The sequence below is a fragment of the Pantoea sp. GM_Pan_3 genome, from assembly GCF_026541045.1.
GTDB classification, from domain to species: domain Bacteria; phylum Pseudomonadota; class Gammaproteobacteria; order Enterobacterales; family Enterobacteriaceae; genus Pantoea; species Pantoea anthophila.
The window spans coordinates 290,574-310,340 of the sequence record NZ_JALNVA010000005.1 but is presented as its reverse complement, the minus strand read 5'-3'; the positions used below and the strand labels follow the sequence as shown (position 1 = coordinate 310,340).

Annotated in this window: 21 protein-coding genes; 5 read left to right on the top strand and 16 right to left on the bottom strand. The window is 57.0% G+C overall.

The window, feature by feature from the left end; translation table 11 throughout:
• Positions 1 to 13 precede the first annotated feature (13 nt).
• Genes sdhA through sdhC form a run of 3 tightly spaced genes read right to left on the bottom strand, consistent with a single transcriptional unit; the run spans position 14 to position 2,511 of the window.
• The gene (sdhA, locus tag OXR04_RS16355; protein WP_009091415.1) at positions 14 to 1,780 is read right to left on the bottom strand and encodes a succinate dehydrogenase flavoprotein subunit; all 1,767 of its coding nucleotides are present in this window, start codon (positions 1,778 to 1,780) and stop codon (positions 14 to 16) included.
• Positions 1,781 to 2,128, bottom strand: coding sequence for a succinate dehydrogenase membrane anchor subunit (gene sdhD / locus OXR04_RS16350; protein ID WP_009091417.1), 348 nt, complete (start codon positions 2,126 to 2,128; stop codon positions 1,781 to 1,783).
• Positions 2,122 to 2,511, bottom strand: coding sequence for a succinate dehydrogenase cytochrome b556 subunit (gene sdhC, locus OXR04_RS16345; protein WP_009091418.1), 390 nt, complete (start codon positions 2,509 to 2,511; stop codon positions 2,122 to 2,124). The genes sdhD and sdhC overlap by 7 nt, the downstream gene beginning before the upstream one ends.
• Positions 2,512 to 3,144: 633 nt before the next feature.
• Between sdhC and OXR04_RS16340 the strand changes: the two genes are divergently transcribed.
• Complete coding sequence (locus OXR04_RS16340; protein ID WP_009091420.1) at positions 3,145 to 4,428, top strand: citrate synthase; 1,284 nt, start codon at positions 3,145 to 3,147, stop codon at positions 4,426 to 4,428.
• A gap of 258 nt (positions 4,429 to 4,686) precedes the next feature.
• On the opposite strand, the gene nei is transcribed toward OXR04_RS16340, so the two are convergent.
• The 11 genes from nei to OXR04_RS16285 form a co-directional block, all read right to left on the bottom strand.
• Positions 4,687 to 5,475: an endonuclease VIII gene (nei, locus tag OXR04_RS16335; RefSeq protein WP_267371945.1), complete on the bottom strand. Its 789-nt coding sequence runs from the start codon at positions 5,473 to 5,475 to the stop codon at positions 4,687 to 4,689.
• 11 nt (positions 5,476 to 5,486) lie between these two features.
• On the bottom strand, positions 5,487 to 6,134 hold the full coding sequence (gene pcp / locus OXR04_RS16330; protein WP_009091423.1) for a pyroglutamyl-peptidase I: 648 nt from the start codon (positions 6,132 to 6,134) through the stop codon (positions 5,487 to 5,489).
• A 6-nt stretch (positions 6,135 to 6,140) separates the two neighbouring features.
• Positions 6,141 to 7,160 (bottom strand): DUF979 domain-containing protein, encoded by a 1,020-nt coding sequence (locus OXR04_RS16325; protein ID WP_111207731.1) that lies wholly within the window; start codon positions 7,158 to 7,160, stop codon positions 6,141 to 6,143.
• Positions 7,157 to 7,885 (bottom strand): DUF969 domain-containing protein, encoded by a 729-nt coding sequence (locus tag OXR04_RS16320; RefSeq protein WP_150029418.1) that lies wholly within the window; start codon positions 7,883 to 7,885, stop codon positions 7,157 to 7,159. The genes OXR04_RS16325 and OXR04_RS16320 overlap by 4 nt, the downstream gene beginning before the upstream one ends.
• Before the next feature lie 50 nt (positions 7,886 to 7,935).
• A complete protein-coding gene (gene pxpA / locus OXR04_RS16315) occupies positions 7,936 to 8,673 on the bottom strand; it encodes a 5-oxoprolinase subunit PxpA (protein ID WP_058956306.1) in 738 nt (245 codons plus the stop codon).
• On the bottom strand, positions 8,663 to 9,592 hold the full coding sequence (pxpC, locus tag OXR04_RS16310; RefSeq protein ID WP_140028224.1) for a 5-oxoprolinase subunit PxpC: 930 nt from the start codon (positions 9,590 to 9,592) through the stop codon (positions 8,663 to 8,665). The genes pxpA and pxpC overlap by 11 nt, the downstream gene beginning before the upstream one ends.
• Positions 9,586 to 10,242, bottom strand: a complete 657-nt coding sequence (pxpB, locus tag OXR04_RS16305; protein WP_111208935.1) for a 5-oxoprolinase subunit PxpB — start codon at positions 10,240 to 10,242, stop codon at positions 9,586 to 9,588. Before pxpB ends, pxpC begins: the two co-directional genes overlap by 7 nt.
• A 248-nt stretch (positions 10,243 to 10,490) precedes the next feature.
• A complete protein-coding gene (locus OXR04_RS16300) occupies positions 10,491 to 11,234 on the bottom strand; it encodes a type 2 GTP cyclohydrolase I (protein ID WP_111208936.1) in 744 nt (247 codons plus the stop codon).
• Positions 11,235 to 11,252: 18 nt separating this feature from the next.
• Positions 11,253 to 12,677 carry a deoxyribodipyrimidine photo-lyase gene (phrB, locus tag OXR04_RS16295; protein WP_267371950.1) on the bottom strand — a complete coding sequence of 475 codons (1,425 nt, stop codon included), beginning with the start codon at positions 12,675 to 12,677 and terminating at the stop codon, positions 11,253 to 11,255.
• 12 nt (positions 12,678 to 12,689) lie between these two features.
• Positions 12,690 to 13,646 (bottom strand): 2-thiouracil desulfurase family protein, encoded by a 957-nt coding sequence (locus OXR04_RS16290; protein WP_140028222.1) that lies wholly within the window; start codon positions 13,644 to 13,646, stop codon positions 12,690 to 12,692.
• 153 nt (positions 13,647 to 13,799) lie between these two features.
• Positions 13,800 to 14,000, bottom strand: coding sequence for a YbfA family protein (locus OXR04_RS16285; RefSeq protein ID WP_009091439.1), 201 nt, complete (start codon positions 13,998 to 14,000; stop codon positions 13,800 to 13,802).
• Between the two features lie 258 nt (positions 14,001 to 14,258).
• Between OXR04_RS16285 and kdpE the strand changes: the two genes are divergently transcribed.
• Positions 14,259 to 14,933 carry a two-component system response regulator KdpE gene (gene kdpE / locus OXR04_RS16280; RefSeq protein ID WP_009091441.1) on the top strand — a complete coding sequence of 225 codons (675 nt, stop codon included), beginning with the start codon at positions 14,259 to 14,261 and terminating at the stop codon, positions 14,931 to 14,933.
• Positions 14,934 to 15,201: 268 nt separating this feature from the next.
• On the opposite strand, the gene pgm is transcribed toward kdpE, so the two are convergent.
• The gene (gene pgm / locus OXR04_RS16275) at positions 15,202 to 16,842 is read right to left on the bottom strand and encodes a phosphoglucomutase (alpha-D-glucose-1,6-bisphosphate-dependent) (protein WP_009091443.1); all 1,641 of its coding nucleotides are present in this window, start codon (positions 16,840 to 16,842) and stop codon (positions 15,202 to 15,204) included.
• A 26-nt stretch (positions 16,843 to 16,868) separates the two neighbouring features.
• Positions 16,869 to 17,417 carry a replication initiation negative regulator SeqA gene (seqA, locus tag OXR04_RS16270; protein ID WP_009091446.1) on the bottom strand — a complete coding sequence of 183 codons (549 nt, stop codon included), beginning with the start codon at positions 17,415 to 17,417 and terminating at the stop codon, positions 16,869 to 16,871.
• 250 nt (positions 17,418 to 17,667) lie between these two features.
• Between seqA and ybfF the strand changes: the two genes are divergently transcribed.
• The 3 genes from ybfF (at position 17,668) to fldA (ending at position 19,539) form a co-directional block, all read left to right on the top strand.
• Positions 17,668 to 18,432, top strand: coding sequence for an esterase (gene ybfF / locus OXR04_RS16265; RefSeq protein ID WP_267371954.1), 765 nt, complete (start codon positions 17,668 to 17,670; stop codon positions 18,430 to 18,432).
• Positions 18,433 to 18,600: 168 nt separating this feature from the next.
• The gene (ybfE, locus tag OXR04_RS16260; protein ID WP_009091450.1) at positions 18,601 to 18,876 is read left to right on the top strand and encodes a LexA regulated protein; all 276 of its coding nucleotides are present in this window, start codon (positions 18,601 to 18,603) and stop codon (positions 18,874 to 18,876) included.
• Positions 18,877 to 19,008: 132 nt separating this feature from the next.
• The gene (gene fldA / locus OXR04_RS16255; protein WP_009091452.1) at positions 19,009 to 19,539 is read left to right on the top strand and encodes a flavodoxin FldA; all 531 of its coding nucleotides are present in this window, start codon (positions 19,009 to 19,011) and stop codon (positions 19,537 to 19,539) included.
• The last annotated feature ends 228 nt before the right edge of the window (positions 19,540 to 19,767 follow it).

Here is a 19,767-nt window from a genome sequence, read left to right as displayed (position 1 = left end):
GTCGTCTCCGGAATTAGTAGGTGCGCACTTTCGGCGGGAAGGCCGCGCGCAGTTTCGGCTGCATGTTCACCTCACGGCGCGTCATGCTTTCGGTTTCCGGGACATAAAGACTGTGGCACAGCCAGTTTTCATCATCACGATCCGGGAAGTCGAAGCGACTGTGCGCACCGCGGCTCTCGGTGCGGTAGTTAGCCGCGACCGCCGTGGCAAAGGCCGTCTCCATCAGGTTATCCAGCTCCAGGCACTCAATACGCTGGGTGTTGAAATCGGGTGAGCGGTCATCCAGACGCGCTGACTTCAGGCGCTGGCGAATCTCTTTCAGCTCTTCCAGACCCTGCGCCATCGCATCACCTTCACGGAAGACCGAGAAGTTGTTCTGCATGCAGCGTTGCAGCGCTTTGCGAATCTCAACCGGGTCTTCTCCGGTGGTGTTGTTTTCCCAGCGGTTGAAACGCTCCATCGCCACGGCGATTTCATCTTCGGTCGCATCACGCAGGTCGCCCTGCTCCTGGATGCTCTCCAGCAGATGCAGACCCGCCGCGCGGCCAAAGACCACCAGGTCCAGCAGGGAGTTACCACCCAGACGGTTGGCTCCGTGCACCGAAACACAGGCGATTTCGCCGACGGCGAACAGGCCAGGAATCACCACATCTTCGCCCTGCTCGTTCACGCGCAGCGCCTGACCGGTTACTTTGGTCGGAATGCCGCCCATCATGTAGTGGCAGGTCGGAATAACCGGGATAGGCTCTTTAATCGGATCGGCGTGAGCAAAGGTGCGCGACAGCTCCAGGATACCCGGCAGACGCGATTCCAGTACCTCTTTACCCAGATGATCGAGTTTCAGTTTGATGTGCGGGCCCCACGGACCGTCACAGCCGCGACCTTCACGGATTTCAATCATCATCGAACGCGCAACCACGTCGCGGCCCGCCAGGTCTTTGGCGTTTGGCGCATAACGCTCCATGAAGCGCTCGCCATGTTTGTTCAGCAGGTAGCCACCTTCACCACGGCAGCCTTCCGTGACCAGCACACCCGCACCCGCGATGCCGGTTGGGTGGAACTGCCACATCTCCATATCCTGCACCGGCACGCCTGCGCGCAGCGCCATACCGACACCGTCACCGGTGTTGATGTGGGCGTTGGTGGTGGACTGATAGATACGGCCTGCACCGCCGGTCGCCAGAATGGTCGCCTTCGCTTTGAAGTAGACGGTTTCGCCGGTTTCGATGCAGATAGCGGTACAACCCACTACCGCGCCATCGGCGTTTTTCACCAGATCCAGCGCGTACCACTCCGAGAAGATGGTGGTTTTGTTTTTCAGGTTCTGCTGATAGAGCGTATGCAGCAGGGCGTGACCGGTACGGTCAGCGGCCGCCGCCGTACGTGCCGCCTGCTCGCCGCCGAAGTTTTTCGACTGACCACCAAACGGACGCTGATAAACACGGCCATCTTCCAGACGGGAGAATGGCAGGCCCATATGCTCCAGCTCCAGAATCGCTTCCGGGCCGGTTTTGCACATATATTCAATCGCGTCCTGGTCACCGATATAGTCGGAACCTTTGACGGTGTCGTACATATGCCATTCCCAGTTATCTTCGTGGGTATTACCCAGCGCAACGGTGATACCGCCCTGCGCAGATACCGTGTGGGAACGGGTCGGGAAAACTTTGGATAACAGGGCACAGCTCTGGCCGCCCTGGGAGATTTGCAGTGCGGCGCGCATTCCTGCGCCACCTGCGCCGATCACCACGGCATCAAATTCTCTGATTGGCAAACTCATTTACACACCCCACACCACAACAAAGCCATAAATCGCATACCACAACAGCGCCACGACAATCACAAACTGCAGCAACAAACGGGTTGGCAGCGATTTAACGTAGTCTGTTAACACCTGCCACATCCCGATCCAGCCGTGGATCAGAATGGAGAAGAGCGTCAGCAGCGTGAACACTTTGGTGAAGGCGGAGGCGAAGAAGCCACGCCACAGGTCATACGTCAGCGTGTCTGTCATCACCACGAAACCGAGGATGTAGACGATGTAGAGCGTAATGAGAATTGCAGTTGCGCGCAGCAGCAGCCAGTCCTGAATGCCGTTGCGACCCAATGCGGATGCATTGCTTACCATACGAGGACTCCCGCCAGAATTGCCAGCACGACAGTGATCACAAAAGTTATATGTGCTGAGCGCTTACCGACCTGCAGCGTTTCAGCCAGATAACCAAAATCCATCAACATATGACGAATCCCGCTCACCGCGTGATAGGCCAGCGCCGTTAAGATGCCCCACATGATGAACTTCGCGAAGAAGCCATCCATAATGGACGCAGCGTGCTGGAAACCTTCAGGAGAGGAGAGAGAGAGACCGAGTAGCCACAGCAGGATGCCAATGGCAACCAGGGTGATTACGCCGGAGACGCGGTGAAGAATGGATGATATTGCAGTAACGGGAAACCGGATCGTCGAGAGATCCAAGTTGACAGGTCTTTGTTTTTTCACGGTTTTGCCCACACAGCTCTTTTTTATTTTGCTTCCTCCGGACCTGAGGCGGAGTCTAATCACAACGCGTGGCAGACTTTAACCGTCACCAAACAAGCAACATCCAGTGTTAATTGACGCGGTAGTAAACGCTGGGTGGCTCCTGGTGTCAGGGTGTTCCGGAGACCTGCCTGGAGTATAGGAGGATCACATTCTGATTACAATTCCCCTACAAACTCTTTGGTATATTTTAGGTAGAACAGTGATCATACTCACGATTTTCACAATTGATACAATTTTAATTATCTGATTTGACAATAGTTCAACAATTCAGTTACAAACTAAGCCTGTAAATTCCTATGATGCACAAAAGTTATGGGGATACACTTTCCCCTAAGCGCAAGTTATGTAACATTGCGATAATGAGCATTAAAAAGCATCAGGTTATTGGTTACCAAGAAGTTATGTCCTGACCGGATCTTTAACAACCGCGATATGCAGCATGTCCATGGCTCACAGGTTCCCGCTGGGAACGCGCCGCTCACTCTGTACCCTGCACCGGCCTGATCGCCGCAGAGTGATACTGTGTTGTTTTGCCAACCGCAACATGAACGCGTTTCAGGTGTCTAAAGATCCTTACCTACATAAGGCGCTATGGAGACGAAAATGACAGATAAAAAAGTAACGCTAACCCTGCAAGATGGAACATCTATTGAACTGGACGTGCTGAAAGGCTCGCTGGGCCAGGATGTGGTTGATGTCCGCTCTCTGGGTGCAAGTGGCCTGTTCACCTTCGATCCCGGTTTCACTTCTACAGCGTCCTGCGAATCGCAAATCACCTTTATTGATGGTGACGAAGGTATCCTGCTGCACCGTGGTTTCCCTATTTCTGAGCTGGCGACCCACTCTAACTATCTGGAAGTGTGCTACATCCTGCTGAATGGCGAAGCGCCGGATCAGAAGCAGTTTGATGAGTTCCGCACCACCGTTACCCGTCATACGATGATTCATGAGCAGATTACCCGTCTGTTCCACGGCTTCCGTCGTGACTCGCATCCGATGGCGGTGATGTGCGGTGTGACCGGTGCACTGGCGGCGTTTTACCACGATTCGCTGGATGTAAACATTGAGCGCCACCGCGAAATCGCAGCATTCCGTCTGCTCTCCAAGATGCCGACCATGGCAGCGATGTGTTACAAATATTCCATCGGCCAGCCATTTGTTTATCCGCGCAACGACCTCTCTTATGCCGGTAACTTCCTGCACATGATGTTCGCTACGCCATGCGAAGAGTACAAAGTTAACCCGGTGCTGGAACGCGCCATGGACCGTATTCTGATTCTGCATGCTGACCATGAGCAGAACGCCTCTACCTCAACAGTGCGTACCGCCGGTTCAAGTGGTGCGAACCCGTTTGCCTGTATCGCCGCCGGGATCGCCTCCCTGTGGGGACCGGCGCACGGCGGTGCAAACGAAGCGACACTGCGTATGCTGGAAGAGATCAGCAGCGTTGAGCACATTCCTGAGTTCGTTAAACGTGCCAAGGATAAGAATGACTCCTTCCGCTTGATGGGCTTTGGTCATCGCGTTTACAAAAACTACGATCCACGCGCGACCGTGATGCGTGATACCTGCCATGAAGTCCTGAATGAGCTGGGTATGAAAGATGACCTGCTGGAAGTGGCGATGGAGCTGGAACACATCGCGCTGAACGACCCGTACTTCATCGAGCGTAAGCTCTATCCTAACGTCGACTTCTACTCCGGTATTATTCTGAAAGCGATGGGGATTCCTTCCTCCATGTTTACGGTGATCTTCGCGATGGCCCGTACCGTTGGCTGGATTGCACACTGGAAAGAGATGCACGACGAAGGCATGAAGATTGCCCGTCCGCGTCAGCTCTACACCGGTTACACTGAGCGTGAATTCAGCTCTAAGCTGGAGAAGTAAGTTCGTGATGGCGGGGAGCGATCCCCGCCCCGGCCAGTTGAGAAGCCTGAATAGAGGTGAGTCTGGCCGCCACGAATAAGTTCAATGCGCAGGTAACACGGTCAGAAGAGGAAAGCGTCCCGCGCCAGGGATGGCGCGGGCCGAGCATGTCAGGGATGACGGCTTTTGCGTCTTTCCGATCTGACCGTGTTTCCTGAGCAGGCTCGATCTTATAGCAGCCTGTTTCTGCCCTCGCCTGCTTTTCACTTGCTCCTCTCTCTACCTCTGACAGCCCGGACACCAGTAAAAAGGCCGCGATGAGAGCGTGCCCTTCTCAATGGTTGTGCCACAGCGCCGGCACGTCTTGCCCTGCCGGTGAAACACCTCAAACTGAAAGGCCGCTTCCTCATGATATTTCTTCATGGTTCCGCGCATCCGGTAGGCGTGACGCGGTACTGACAGCAGTGCTTCGCTGAAAGCAGTCAGCTGATTGTCGCTCAGCTCCTGAGCCTTATGGTGAGGCAGCAGCTGTGCCAGCCAGAGAATTTCAGCGCGCAGGTAGTTGCCCAGCCCGGCCAGAAACGCCTGATCCAGCAGCAGACCGCTGAACTGGCGTCGCCGGAAGCGGGGTGAGAGCAACCGTTCCCTGACCTCATCCACCGTCACACCGCTACTCAGCACATCCGGCCCGATACGATTCAGGAACGGGTGGGCCGCCAGCGTATCCGCGTTGAGCAGTTCAATGTCGGAGGCGCTGTAGAGCAGAATCGCTTTGCCCGCCGTCGCCAGCCGTACCCGCAGCTGACGTGTGGTGTTAAGTTCGGTGTCGGGTTTGACGATGCGCCAGACGCCGTAGAGCTGGTTGTGGCTGTAGAGCGTCAGGCCATTGCTGAAGTGCGTCAGCAACGCCTTTCCGCGCGTCTCAATCGCCTGCACCTGCTCGCCAATCAGGGCCGGTTCGTAGGTTTTCAGCTGAGGAAATGCAAACCACGCCTCTGTCAGCGGCTGCCCCACAATCGCGACTTCAAGTTTATCCGCCACACGGCGGATTTCCGGTCCTTCAGGCATCCTTCATCCTCTTAATGGGTGGCTCCGCCCACCTGTTTTATGTCGTCGCCGGTTTCCAGCGTCACCTGCACTGCAATTTCCAGCGCCCTGATAATCGTTGCGACCGCCATGCTTGGCACACCGGGATGCTGCGCCGCCTGCTCGGGCAGATAAGGGATATGGATAAAACCACCCCGCGCCGGGCGCTCCTGCTGCGCCAGCCAGTGCAGCAGGCCATACATCACCCGGTTGCAGGTAAAGGTGCCGGCGGTTTGTGAAACCGAGGCGGGAATGCCCGCTTCGCGCACGGCCGCAACGATCGCTTTGATTGGCAGACGGGAAAAGTAGGCTGCCGGGCCGCCCGCGACCACGGGCTCATCCACCGGCTGATGACCGGCGTTGTCCGGGATACGGGCGTCATCCACATTAATGCCGATGCGTTCAACACTGATATCGCTGCGGCCCCCTGCCTGCCCCACGGACAGAATGAGATCCGGTTTAACCTCATCCAGTGCCTGATAGAGCACCGTCAGCACATCGCGGAAGACGACAGGTAACTGGCGGATAACGATGGTGGCGTCACCGATCTGTTTGCCCTCCAGTGCGCGGACCGCTTCCCATGACGGGTTAATCGTTTCACCGCCAAAGGGTTCAAAGGCGGTCATCAGAACAGTTTTCATGCGGCCTCACAGAAACATCAGGAAATAGAGCAGGAAAATGTTAACAATTAACAGTAGCACACCGGTTGGAATCTGAGCCCTGATCACCGCGTTACGGTCCGGCAGTTCCAGCAGCGCGGCCGGGACGATATTGAAGTTCGCCGCCATCGGCGTCATCAGGGTGCCGCAGTAGCCGGAGAACATGCCAATCGCGGCCATCACCGCCGGATTACCGCCGTGCTGCAGCACTAAGATCGGGATGCCGACGCCTGCGGTAATAATCGGAAACGCGGCAAAAGCGTTACCCATGATCATGGTCAACAGCGCCATTCCGACGGCATAAACGGTGACCGCGACAAAGCGGTTGTCTACCGCCAGCCAGGTCTCAGTCAGATGCGAAATCGCACCGCCCACGCCCGCGCTGGTAAAGAGCAGTCCCAGGGTGGCGAGAATTTGCGGCAGAATAAAGGCCCAGCCAACCGAATCCAGCAGACGGCGGGTCTCCTGCATCGACTGCACCGGTTTTTCATGAGTCAGTTTTAACGCCACCAGCCAGCCGATCAGACAGCCCACCATCATGGAGAAGAGCGTCACCAGCGTGGCGTGGTTGCCGGGTCCGAAAACCGCATCCTGCAGACCGGGAATATGGTTAAACGCCAGCACACCGATCACGGTCACGACCGGGATCGCCAGCGCGGGCAGAAACAGTTTATTGCCCAGACGCCCTGCGCTGGCCTGCTTCTCTTCATCACTGCGCTGATGATAACGACCCAGCCGGACACCCCCGAAACCGGCGATCAATGCCATCACGACCACAATGACACCGATGGTGATGTGCAGCATTCGGGTGCCCGCAGCATCCGAGCCCATCAGGCTGCTCATCATCTGCGTCGTCCAGTCCCCCACCAGAAATACCAGGCCATACAACGCCCAGAAGAGTCCGGTGGTAAAACGGCGCGGATTCGCGCTGTCACGCCAGGAGAGGATCGCGACCACCAGCAGGATAATGCCCGCCAGCCACATCAGATATTGTTGCTGGAACATTATTCACCTCCCCGGGCTTTCAGCGCCTGGTGGTTCAGCTGCTGAAGTTCCCGCGCCAGCTGACGATCCAGACGCATCAGACGCGCCGAGTGGATCAGAAAGGCGGCAAGCGCGGTCGGAATGCCCCATAACGCAATGTGCAGCGGTTCGGTCTGAATCCCGGCTGACTCCTGCATAAAGTTATGCATAAAGATAATCGCGCCAAATGCCACGAAGATATCCTCACCAAAGAAGAGGCCGACATTATCGGTGGCCGCAGACATGGCGCGCAGCCGGTAGCGCAGTTCAGGTGTGATCTCACCATAGCGGTTTTCCGTTGCCCCCTCTGCCATCGGGGCCAGCAACGGACGTACCATCTGCGGATGGCCACCCAGGCTGGTTAATCCCAGCGCGGCGGTGATTTCACGGACAAACAGATAGACGATCAGCAGACGTCCGGCGGTGGCCGTTTTTATCTGTGCGATCCACGCCTGTGCCCGCTCCTTCAGCCCGTGACGCTCCAGCAGGCCAATGACCGCCAGCGGCAGCAGCAGAATCAGCGGCAGATTACGGGTGTTCAGAAAACCCGCGCCGAGCTTTTCCAGAATGTCCGCCAGCGGCATCATCGCCGCCAGACCGGTGACGAATCCGGCGACGATCACGACCAGCACCGGATTGAAACGTAACACGAAGCCGATAACGATGGCGGCAATGCCCAGTAACGGCCAGAGATTGACTGCACTTTCCATGGTTTTCCCTCAGAGTTTAAAAACCCGGCATAAGCCGGGCTAAATGTTATTCAGGCGCTGGTAACCGCAATCTGCTGAGCGGCGAAGGCATCACGCAACCGCCGGGCAAACTGCAGCGCGTGTGCGCCGTCGCCATGTAAGCAGACGGTCTGCGCATTCACCGCGACCCATTCACCACTGATACTCCTGACTTTGCCCTGCCGGACCATCGTCAGCGTCTGATCAATGGCCTGCTGTTCATCCTCAATCAGTGCGCCCGGTTCGCTGCGCGGTACCAGTGCCCCGCTGCTCAGGTAACCCCGGTCAGCAAAAACCTCTTCCCGGGTGCGTAAGCCGTAGTGCGCCGCGGCGCGGATCGATTCGCTGCCAGCCAGCCCTGTCACGATCAGCTGGCTGTCAACCGCCCTGATGGCGCGGGCGATGGTGTCAGCCAGCACCGGATCGGCTGCGGCCTGGTTGTAGAGCATGCCGTGCGGTTTGACATGGACCAGCCGCGCCCCTTCACTTTCCGCCAGGCTTTTCAGCGCGCCAATCTGGTAGATCATCTGGGCGTAAAGCGTCTCCGGCGGCAGCTGCATGGCGCGACGGCCAAAGTTTTCCCGGTCGGGAAACGAGGGATGCGCGCCGATGGCCACGCCCGATGCCTGCGCCCAGCGCACCGACTGCAGCATGGTCTGCGCGTCACCCGCATGGAAGCCACAGGCGATGTTGGCAGAACTGACCAGTTGCAGCAGTGCCTCATCGCTGGCGCAGCCCTCGCCGAGATCGGCATTTAAATCAATCTTCATTAAGCCCCCACATCATCTGATCCAGTGCGCGTTGCTGATGCTGGCGCGCCAGCATCGCCTCCGGCAGGGTGCAGTGAATAAAGTGAACAGGTTCACCCAGACGGATTTGCGCCAGGTGATAGAGATCGGCTTCGATAACCGAGGCGATGCGTGGATAGCCACCGGTGGTCTGGGCATCCGCCATCAGCACGATGGGCTGTCCGCTGGGTGGCACCTGAATCACGCCAGGCATGACGCCGTGTGACAGCAGTTCACGCGGATTTTCACGACTGAGTTGCCGCCCCTCCAGCCGGTAGCCCATCCGGTTACTTTGCGGGCTGAGTTTCCAGGCGGTGCGCCAGAATGCCTGCTGCGCGTCGCGGCTGAATTCGTGGTACTCCGGGCCGGGCAGCGCACGAATCCGGTTGCCCCACAGCAGTTGCCGCACCCCGACTTTGCGGTCGAACGTCCGGGTCGGTTTGCCCAGCGGCAGGCGATCGCCATCCTGCAAGATTCGCCCTTTGAAGCCGCCAAAACCCGCTTTGAGATCGGTGCTGAGCGAGCCGAGCATCTCCGGCAGATCAAAACCGCCCTGCACCGCCAGATAGCTGCGCATGCCGCGCTTCGGCATTGCCAGCGAGAGCACCTGCCCTTTTTTTACTGCGGTGCGCCAGCCTGTCCAGACCGGCTGACCATCCAGCTCCGCCTGACAGCCCGCCCCCGTCAGCGCAAACCAGCCATTACGGGTAAACTCCGCTTTAAACTGGCCCAGCACGATCTCCAGCACCGCGCTGTGGGGCGCATTGCCCACCAGCACGTTGGCGGTAAACATAGCGGGATAGTCGAGCACGCCGCCGGGGCTGATGCCATACTGCCGCCAGCCAGCACGACCGGCATCCTGAATGGTGGTGGCCAGTCCGGCTCGCAGAATGTTTAACATACGCCCTCCTGTTGCGGCACAAAGCGCACGCGGTCGCCGGGACGCAGCAACACAGGCGGTTGCTGGCGCGGATCGAACAGTGCGGTGGATGTATGTCCGATCAGCTGCCAGCCACCGGGCGAGGCCAGCGGATAGATGCCGGTCTGGCTGCCACCGATGCCGACCGATCCGGCGGGCACCGCGACTCTGGGTTCAGCACGGCGAGGCGTGTGCAGACGGGAATCAAGTCCGCCGAGATAGGGGAAACCGGGCTGGAAGCCGATAAAGAACACCACATATTCGCTGCTGCTGTGCAGCTCAACCACCTGACGGGGCGTCAGTCCGGCATGTTCCGCCACTACGGTCAGATCGGGACCAGAGGAGCCGCCATAGATCACCGGGATCGACACCTCCCGCGACGCGGGAAATTCCGCCTCACTCTCCTCCCACCAGCGCTGAAGACGCTCTATCGCATCCAGCGCATTCTGCTGGGGATCGCGCAGGATCAGGGTGATGTTGTTCATGCCGGGGATCACTTCCTGCACGCTCTCGTGATCGCGCAGCCGCTGATTGAGTCCCCAGATGCGTTGCTGGCTCTCCAGTGAAACCGGCGGTTCCAGCTCCAGCACGACAGCGCGTTCCCCTGATAAATAACACCGTGCTCGTTGCAACCGCTACCTCCCGCTCAGTTGAGATCGCGCCTGACCGTGCCGCCAAAAGCAGCGGCTCGGCCAGTGCCTTATCTACATAAAGCAAACAGTTATGCGAAAGTGACAGGAAGATGTCAATCAATAAGCTCCGCTGCAGTCACGCAGCAGCGTGGGTTCTCATCGAGAATAAGGACCTGCGCAGGCGCGCAGCAGCAGGAATAGCGTCAGGAAATAAGGCCCTGCGCAGGTGCGCAGGACCGGGAAGGGCATCAGGCAGGGTTAGGAATATCGATGAAGGTTACGTCGAGATTGTGGTGCTGCGCCAGCCACTCGCCCAGCGCTTTTGCGCCGCCCCGCTCGGTAGCATGGTGCCCTGCGGCAAAGAAGTGCAGCCCCTGCTCACGCGCACTGTGGATGGTCTGTTCAGAAACTTCACCGGTAATATAGGCATCGACGCCTGCGGCCGCAGCCTGGTCGATAAAGCCCTGCCCGCCTCCGCTGCACCAGGCAATGCGGCGAATCAGAGCCGGCGCGTTGTCACCGCAATGCAGCGGCTGACGTCCCAGCCGCTCCCCGATGCGGCTGGCCAGCTGTTCGCCGGAGAGCGGCTCTGCCAGTTCCCCATGGAAAACGAGCGGCATCACTTCACCCCGGATTTCAATATCCAGCAGCTTTGCCAGCTGCGCGTTGTTGCCCAGTTCCGGGTGCGCATCAAGCGGCAGGTGCCAGCCGTAGAGATTGATATCATTCGCCAGCAGGGTCCGCAGACGGCGGCGCTTCATCCCTTTAATCGCGGCCGGTTCGCTTTTCCAGAAATAACCGTGATGGACGATTATCGCATCCGCCTCGCGGGCGACCGCCTCATCCAGCAATGCCTGACAGGCAGTGACACCGGTGATAACCCGCTTAACCTCACTGCGTCCCTCAACCTGTAAACCGTTGGGGGCATAATCGCTGAAGGTGTGGCTGTTGAGATGCTGATTAATCAGCGCCTCCAGTTCGTAATGATTCATTCAGGCTCCTGCGAGGCCTCAGGCGGCGCTTTTGGCGCGCTCAAAGGCGTCTAATGTCTTTTTACGTGCGGCCTTATGATCCACGATTGGTGCCGGATAATCGAGTTTCTTATGATGCTTCTCCGCCCAGCGGTGCGGCTGGTGAATATCGCTGTCGGGGACATCGGCCAGTTCCGGCAGATAGTGGCGGATAAAATCGCCCTGCGGATCGAAGCGCTCGCCCTGGGTCGTCGGGTTAAAGATTCGGAAATAGGGTGCGGCGTCCGTCCCGGTTGATGCGGCCCACTGCCAGCCACCATTGTTTGCCGCCAGATCGCCATCAATCAGCTGCTGCATAAAATAGCGCTCTCCTTCGCGCCAGTCGATCAGCAGATCCTTCACCAGAAAGCTGGCGGTGATCATGCGTAACCGGTTATGCATCCAGCCTATCTCCTTCATCTGCCTCATCGCAGCATCAACGATCGGAAAGCCCGTTTTCCCCGCTTTCCAGGCGTCGAAATGGGCCTCATTGCGCTGCCATTCCACCCGGTGCGTCCAGTCAACAAAAGGCTTATGGCGGCACAGGGAGGGATAGGCGACCAGCAGATGCCGGTAAAATTCACGCCAGATGAGTTCATTCAGCCAGGTAAATGCGCGGCTGTTATCCAGCGCATCGGGATGTTCATGCAGGACACGATGCAGACACTGGCGGGGCGACAGCACGCCTGTTGCCAGATAAACCGACAGACGGCTGGTCGCATCCAGCGCAGGCAGATCGCGTTTGCTGAGATAGTCCAGCACCGGCTGTTTGGCGAAGTGGCGCAGACGCTTCAGCGCCGCGGTTTCGCCTGGCGGAAAAAGATCATGGTCAAACTCGCCTTTGGGGTAGTCAAATGCAGGAATTGCCTGAGTCTTCAGCGGTGCGCCTTCACGCGCTTTTGGCGCAGGGACGCACTCCGGCAATCCCTGCTGGAGACGTCGGACAAAGGCTTTGCTGAAGGGTGTGAACACCTTGTACATGGAGCGGTCGCCGCTCTGTACGCTACCGGGTGCCAGCAGCAGGCTGTCATCAAATCCCTGACAGATAACGCCCGCCTTGTCGAGACGCTTTTCAGCTTCTGCATCACGCTGACGCTCATTGACCTCATACTGATAGTTATAGAAAAGCTGGTCGACCTTCTGCTTTTCACAAAACTCCGCCAGAGCATCAATGCTGTCACTGAAGGTGCTACACGCCTGGTAGTGCAGCCTGATGCCCCGCTCTGCCAGCGCATCCTGCACTTCCAGCAGGCTGGCGTGGATAAAGGCAGCCTGTTTAGGTGACATCTCATGCTGTTGCCACTGTTCCGGCGTCGCCATGAAGAGCGCAATGACGTTCGCCTTGCTGTCGCGACAGGCGGCGTGCAGCGCCAGATTATCGTTGATGCGTAAGTCGTTACGCAGCCAGACCAGATGGGTGGTCATACGCCTCCTGAATTACTGTCCGTAGCGTAAGCACAAGGCTTCGGGATAGGGGTCAAAATAACGTTGCTGAGCCAGCCACGGATGCGGGAACTCCGCCATGTAGTGCTTAAGGATGGTGATTGGCACCAGCAGCGGCTGCGTCCCCTGGCGATAGCGATCAATCAGCGTGGCCAGCTCCTGACGCTGTGGCGAGCTGAGCTGACGGCGGAAATAGCCCTGCACGTGCATCAGGACATTGGTGTGATTGCGGCGTGACGCGGGACGAGACATCAGCGCCATCATGCGGTTGCGGTATTCAAACGCAAAGGCGTCCAGCGAATCCCACTGACTCATGGAAGCGACAAAAGGTCCCAGCTCGCGATATTTCTCCTGCGAGTGCGCCAGCATCATCAGCTTGTAACGGCTGTGGAAGGCGATCAGCCCGTGGCGGGTCAGTCCCTGTTGCCACATCTGATTAAACTCATGCAGTGCACAGATGCGGCCGATGAAGTTTTCACGCAGCGCCGGATCATGCAGGCGACCATCTTCTTCCAGCGGCAGCCAGGGCATTTCGCGCTGCAGAAATTCAGCGAAGATGCCGGTGCCGACTTTGCGGTTGTTGTTGGTGTCAGGTTCATAGACCCGCACACGCTCCATGCCACAGCTGGGGGATTTGGCACACAGGATGTAGCCCGAAAGATGATGCAGCGATTTTACCCGCTCTGCTGACCAGTCACGCATCTGGCGGGTGACTTCTTCCCCGCCATCTTTGCTGAAGCAGAGATGCAGCTCATCATCGCCCTGCTTCACCAGCCGTAATGCCGGACGCGGTGTAGGCAGGCCAATCGCCATTTCAGGACAGATCGGCTCAAAACGGACAAAGGGCGTAAGATCCTGGGTCGCAAAAGTAAGACGCTTATGGCCACCATCAAACCTGACGCTATCGCCGAGCAGGCATGCACTGATTCCAACGGGGATTTTATTGCTCATACTTGTACAACCTCTGAAATCTTGTAGAGGTTTAAGTGTAGCGTAAAATGGTCAGGAAGACAGCGTTAAAGCAACAGGTTGCTCTTATTATTGTAGAAAAAAAGTAAAAAAAAGCCCGGTCTGCTGACCGGGCCTGTTTACTGACAGGAGGCTTTACCAGAAGACACCGCCTGCCGCTTCTGACTGCGCCAGCCAGACCGGTTTGGCGCTGGTTTTACACCAGATGCGGTGCAGATAGCTGTAGAAACGGGCGCGATCCTGGCGAAAAAGCATGACAGGAAGCGCCATAACGCCGAGAAGAACCACCAGCGTGCGGCGTGCAATAATTTTGTAGCGTGGATAAGCCTGATACATGGTTTTTCCTCCCGGCGAGCGAAACGGTGCGAATGTGATCTGTGTCTGACTTTACGCCAGATTGTGTAGTTTTACTACTCGTCTGACCACTTAATTACCGCTATTTTTGCTGTTTAAGAATCAGCCTGTAATTAAGTTACACAAAGGTTATCGCAAGGTTATTGAAGAGTTGAAAGTGGCCGACCGATGAAGCCGCCGGACGGCAGCCAGAAATATTGATAAAGTAGCGCTTCGGCACCCCGTTAAGGCAGGTATTGCGTGACCACGGTTTTGATCGTTGAAGATGAAAAAGAGATCCGTCGCTTTGTCCGGCTCGCACTGGAGAGTGAAGCCCTTAAAGTTTTTGATGCAGATACGCTGCAGCGCGGACTGATTGAGGCGGCGACCCGTAAACCCGATCTGGTTATCCTGGATCTGGGCCTGCCGGATGGGGATGGCACCGATTTTATCCGCGATCTGCGCCAGTGGAGCGCCATGCCGGTGATTGTGTTATCCGCGCGCAGTGATGAGCAGGATAAGATCGCGGCACTGGATGCCGGTGCGGATGACTATCTGACCAAACCCTTTGGCATCGGCGAACTGATGGCGCGCGTGCGGGTTGCGCTGCGCCGTCATAGCAGTCAGCAGCCCGACGCCCGGGTTCATTTTGCCGATGTCAGTGTCGATTTTGCCGCACGACGGGTGCAGCGCGGCGACAGTGAGGTTCACCTCACTCCTATTGAATTTCGCCTGCTGAGTATTCTGCTGAACAATGCCGGGAAGGTGCTGACACAGCGGCAACTGCTGAGCCAGGTCTGGGGACCGAATGCGGTGGAGCACAGCCACTATCTGCGCATCTATATGGGACATCTGCGTCAGAAGCTGGAAGCCAACCCGACACAGCCTGCGCATCTGCTGACAGAAACTGGCATCGGCTACCGTTTTATGCCATGAAAAAAGGCGCCAGAGGCGCCTTCTGATACTGACAGAATCGGGTAGCTATCGCTGTAAGACGGAGCCTGCTCAGGGAACAGGGTCAGATCGGAAAGACGCAAAACCGTCATCCCTGACTGCTCGGCCCGCGCCTTCCCTGGCGCGGGACGCTTTCCTCTTCTGACCCTGTCCCCTGCGCATCAGGCTAATCCGCTGCGGCAGGATATGCCCTGATGCGAGTAAGGGAGCAGTCTGAGGCACCCACGGCGCCTTTTCATTGCCCGACGGATCAGGCGTTTTTCAGCACTTCGCTGACAATCTCTACTGCTTCTTTCTCGATCTGCGCGCGGTGTTCTGCGCCCAGGAAGCTTTCACAGTAAATCTTGTAGGCGTCTTCAGTGCCTGACGGACGGGCCGCAAACCAGCCATTCTCCGTCATCACTTTCAGACCGCCAATGGATGCGCCATTGCCCGGTGCTGCCGTCAGGCGAGCGGTGATCGGGTCACCTGCCAGCGTATCCGCGCTGACCATCTCAGGAGAGAGCTTCGACAGCGCCGCTTTCTGCGCGGAAGTCGCTGATGCCTGCAGACGGTTGTAGCTCGGCGCACCAAAGCGTGCAGCCAGCTCATCGTAATGCTGCTGAGGGTTTTTACCGGTCACGGCAGTAATCTCAGCCGCCAGCAGACACATGATGATGCCATCTTTGTCCGTTGACCACGGCGTACCATCGAAACGCAGGAATGAGGCACCCGCGCTCTCTTCGCCACCGAAGCCGAAGCTGCCGTCATACAGACCATCAACAAACCACTTGAAGCCGACCGGCACTTCCACCAGCTTGCGACCAATGTCATTAACCACACGGTCAATCATGGCGCTGGAAACCAGCGTTTTGCCGACGGCAACGTCCTGGCCCCACTGCGGACGATGCTGGAACAGGTAGTTAATCGCCACAGCCAGATAGTGGTTTGGATTCATCAGACCCGCCGGGGTCACAATGCCGTGACGGTCATAATCGGGATCGTTACCGAATGCCAGATCAAACTTGTCGCGGTAAGCCAGCAGGCCTGCCATGGCGCTTTCAGACGAGCAGTCCATGCGCACCACGCCATCTTTATCCAGATGCATAAAGCGGAAAGTCTGATCGACCGCGTCATTGACCAGCGTCAGATCCAGTTTGTAGTGTTCCGCAATGCGCTGCCAGTAGGCGATACCTGAACCACCAAGCGGATCAACGCCCAGCTTCAGGCCCGCTTTCTGGATAGCCGGGAAATCGATAATTTCGGCCAGGCCTTCAACGTAAGGCTGAATCAAATCTTTCTCGACCACATGACCGCTGGCCAGTGCCTGCTCCAGTGGCAGACGCTTAACCTCTTTCAGGCCATCTTTGATCAGCTGATTAGCGCGATCTTCCACCACTTTGGTGACGTTGGTATCAGCCGGTCCGCCATTAGGTGGGTTGTACTTGATGCCGCCATCTTCCGGTGGGTTATGGGACGGCGTAATCACGATGCCGTCAGCCAGCGGGCCACCCGATTTGTTGTGCTCAAGGATCGCATTTGAGATGGCAGGGGTCGGCGTATAGCCATTGTCCTGCTGCACAATCACGTCAACGCCATTCGCTGCCAGCACTTCCAGCACCGACAGGATTGCCGGCTCAGAGAGCGCGTGCGTATCTTTGCCGACGTAGCAAGGCCCGGTGATGCCGTTCTTTTTACGCTCTTCCGCAATCGCCTGTGCAATCGCCAGAATGTGCATCTCGTTGAAGCTTTGACGCCCTGCACTGCCGCGATGGCCAGAGGTGCCAAATTTCACCGCATGTTCCGGGTTCGCCACATCGGGCTGCAGGACATAATATTGTGACGTTAATTGTGCAACGTTAATCAAATCGCTCTGCTGGGCGGGTTGCCCGGCACGTGGGTGATTGGCCATCGGCGCTGCTCCCTGACGCTTAAGTTTTAGATGGTGCCGCAAACTTTTTCGGTGAGTTCCGCAGGGAACTGCATCGACAGCATGATGTGTTCGATCATGCTGCATTTACGGCCGGTATTGGTGTTGGTGATCACCCAGTACGGCGTGCCGGGCACATGCTTCGGCTTAGTATGGGTGCCATTCTGCAACAGCGTATGCTCATCACCTGCAAAGTAGACGCGGGTGCGGCCCTGCAGCGATGCAGTGGCCTCAGCAAAGGCTGCGGTATCAAGACGATAGAGCGTTGACAAAACGAGCATAAAGCGATTGACCGCCCGCTTCTGCTCCGCATATTCATCGGAGAGCAGCAGCTCACGCATCGCGCGCACACGATCCTGCGGGCGCGAACCCACAGGCGCAGACGGCGCCTCTTTCGCTGCATCTTTTGAGGCAGGCTGAGCCGGCGAAGCGGGTGCCGTCTGACCGGCCGTAAACTTCAGCATACGACGCAGAATGTCAGATGCGCTTTCACCAATGTGCTGCGTGTGGCTGGCAATATAACGGTAGAGCTCTTCGTCAACTTCGATCGTTTTCATCTTATTCCGTACGGTTCTTTCTCATGACAGAACCACCTCTTTCCTGAAAAGCCCTGAGTATAGTCAGACAATTCAACGGATGTGCGGGTTCTAACATGAGGATTATAAAGTTAAATTCAGGCGGGCTGTTAGCAATCAAACGGTTTACGGGCAAAAGTCAGAATATGTCCTAATGCCGCCGGAACCGGCGCGCCTGAAAAGGTGAAACCATGATAACCTAAGCTCAGGTCTCAAACTTAAGAACTTTGCTATGATTTTGAACGCCCGTCTGCAAACTGAACAATCCCCTGCTGATTCTCTGCCCATCCTGCTTATTCACGGTCTGTTTGGCAGTCTGGATAACCTCGGCGTGCTGGCCCGTGGCCTGAAAGATGGCGGGCCGCTGCTGCAGGTGGATGTCCGTAACCATGGACTCTCGCCGCGATCGGAGGAGATGAACTACGCTGTAATGGCACAGGATATGGTCGATACGCTGGATGCGCACGGCATCGATCGCGTCGCGGTCATCGGTCATTCGATGGGCGGTAAAATCGCCATGACCATGAGTGCGCTGGTGCCGGATCGCATTGAGCGGCTGGTGATGATCGATATCGCGCCGGTCGATTATCAGACCCGGCGTCACGACCTGATCTTTGCCGGTATTCGCGCCGTCTCAGAGGCGGGCGTGACGCTGCGCAGCGAGGCGGCCCGCATTATGCGGCCGGTGATTGAAGAAGAAGGGGTCATTCAGTTCCTGCTGAAGTCATTTCATGACGGCCAATGGCGCTTTAACGTGCCGGTGCTGTGGGATAACTACCCTACCCTTTCTGGCTGGCAGCCTGTTCCCGCCTGGCCTCATCCGGCTCTCTTTATCCGCGGCGGCGACTCCAGTTACCTGGATAACCGCTATCGCGATGCGTTACTTCAGCAGTTCCCGGCGGCGCAGGCCCACGTGATCGGCGGTGCGGGCCACTGGGTGCATGCCGAGAAGCCCGATGCCGTTTTGCGCAGTGTGCGGCGCTTTTTTGCGCTTTAAAAGCAAATAGATGGCAGTAAGGGTTTAGGATTGGCGTCCGGAGTAAGCGTGCAGTATGATGGCGCGCTAAAATTTTGCCGCAGGTCGATTTTTCTGCGGCAACGGCCAATAATTTATAATCTGCGCGGTGAGCGTCTGGCGCCCGCACCCATTCAGTTTTACTAAGCCATGGCAAAAGAACACACTGACCGCACGACGCTCGATCTGTTTGCTGATGAGCGCCGCCCGGGTCGCCCCAAAACCAGTCCGCTTTCGCGTGATGAACAGCTGCGCATCAATAAGCGCAATCAACTGAAACGTGACAAAGGGCGCGGACTGCGTCGTGTCGAACTGAAAATGAACAGTGAGGCCGTCGATGCACTCAATTCGCTGGCCGCGCAGCGTAATCTCAGCCGCAGCGAACTGATTGAACAGATGCTGCTGGCGCAGCTCAAACTGGATTGATGCGGGCAAATCGCACGCAGGAGCAAATGTCGAGGCTTTAACCGTTCCGCGGGTTTGTCTCGTCTGCTATTATTCGCAGAAATGTGCTGCGGCACACATCTCATTATCAGGATTTAAGAGGTTATTTTACTCATGGCACTCGTAGGCATCTTCTTTGGCAGCGATACCGGCAACACCGAAAACATTGCAAAAATGATCCAGAAACAGCTGGGTAAAGATGTTGCAGAAGTGCATGACATCGCGAAAAGTACAAAAGAAGACCTGGAAGCGTTTGATATCCTGCTGCTGGGCATCCCGACCTGGTACTACGGTGAAGCGCAGTGCGACTGGGATGACTTCTTCCCGACGCTGGAAGAGATCGATTTCAACGGCAAGCTGGTTGCCCTGTTTGGCTGTGGCGACCAGGAAGATTACGCTGAATATTTCTGTGATGCGATGGGCACAATCCGCGACATTATCGAGCCGCACGGCGCCGTTATCGTGGGTCACTGGCCAACAGAAGGCTACCATTTCGAAGCCTCAAAAGGTCTGGCTGATGAGACGCACTTTCTGGGCCTGGCCATTGACGAAGATCGTCAGCCTGAGCTGACCAGCCAGCGCGTCGATCAGTGGGTTAAGCAGATTTTTGATGAACTGCAGCTGAAAGAGATCATCGAAGCCTGATGCACCCCGCCTCAATGTGAGCGCCAGCTCACATTGAGGCAATGGAATTTCCTATAGAAATAATAGCCACATTTTTTTAACTTTCTTCGTTTAATCTGTAGAATACCCGCATCGATCTTCCGCGTATTAGCTCAGGCGGTATGACGCAGTGATGTGCTGAAAGACCTCTGCCAGAATCCTCCCCGGCCCGGTGAAGCTTCCCCCATCGCCCATGATGATTCACGGCCC

Bases quoted from the DNA above. Each gene is read 5' to 3' on its own strand.
- phrB (WP_267371950.1), bottom strand. From the start codon at position 12,677: ATGACCACCCATCTGGTCTGGCTGCGTAACGACTTACGCATCAACGAT.
- pcp (WP_009091423.1), bottom strand. From the start codon at position 6,134: ATGAAAACTGTTCTGATGACCGCCTTTGAACCCTTTGGCGGTGAAACG.
- sdhD (WP_009091417.1), bottom strand. From the start codon at position 2,128: ATGGTAAGCAATGCATCCGCATTGGGTCGCAACGGCATTCAGGACTGG.
- ybfF (WP_267371954.1), top strand. From the start codon at position 17,668: ATGATTTTGAACGCCCGTCTGCAAACTGAACAATCCCCTGCTGATTCT.
- sdhA (WP_009091415.1), bottom strand. From the start codon at position 1,780: ATGAGTTTGCCAATCAGAGAATTTGATGCCGTGGTGATCGGCGCAGGT.
- fldA (WP_009091452.1), top strand. From the start codon at position 19,009: ATGGCACTCGTAGGCATCTTCTTTGGCAGCGATACCGGCAACACCGAA.
- pxpC (WP_140028224.1), bottom strand. From the start codon at position 9,592: ATGTTAAACATTCTGCGAGCCGGACTGGCCACCACCATTCAGGATGCC.
- OXR04_RS16320 (WP_150029418.1), bottom strand. From the start codon at position 7,885: ATGGAAAGTGCAGTCAATCTCTGGCCGTTACTGGGCATTGCCGCCATC.
- OXR04_RS16290 (WP_140028222.1), bottom strand. From the start codon at position 13,646: ATGAGCAATAAAATCCCCGTTGGAATCAGTGCATGCCTGCTCGGCGAT.
- ybfE (WP_009091450.1), top strand. From the start codon at position 18,601: ATGGCAAAAGAACACACTGACCGCACGACGCTCGATCTGTTTGCTGAT.
- OXR04_RS16285 (WP_009091439.1), bottom strand. From the start codon at position 14,000: ATGTATCAGGCTTATCCACGCTACAAAATTATTGCACGCCGCACGCTG.
- pxpA (WP_058956306.1), bottom strand. From the start codon at position 8,673: ATGAAGATTGATTTAAATGCCGATCTCGGCGAGGGCTGCGCCAGCGAT.
- OXR04_RS16300 (WP_111208936.1), bottom strand. From the start codon at position 11,234: ATGAATCATTACGAACTGGAGGCGCTGATTAATCAGCATCTCAACAGC.
- OXR04_RS16340 (WP_009091420.1), top strand. From the start codon at position 3,145: ATGACAGATAAAAAAGTAACGCTAACCCTGCAAGATGGAACATCTATT.
- nei (WP_267371945.1), bottom strand. From the start codon at position 5,475: ATGCCTGAAGGACCGGAAATCCGCCGTGTGGCGGATAAACTTGAAGTC.
- pgm (WP_009091443.1), bottom strand. From the start codon at position 16,842: ATGGCCAATCACCCACGTGCCGGGCAACCCGCCCAGCAGAGCGATTTG.
- seqA (WP_009091446.1), bottom strand. From the start codon at position 17,417: ATGAAAACGATCGAAGTTGACGAAGAGCTCTACCGTTATATTGCCAGC.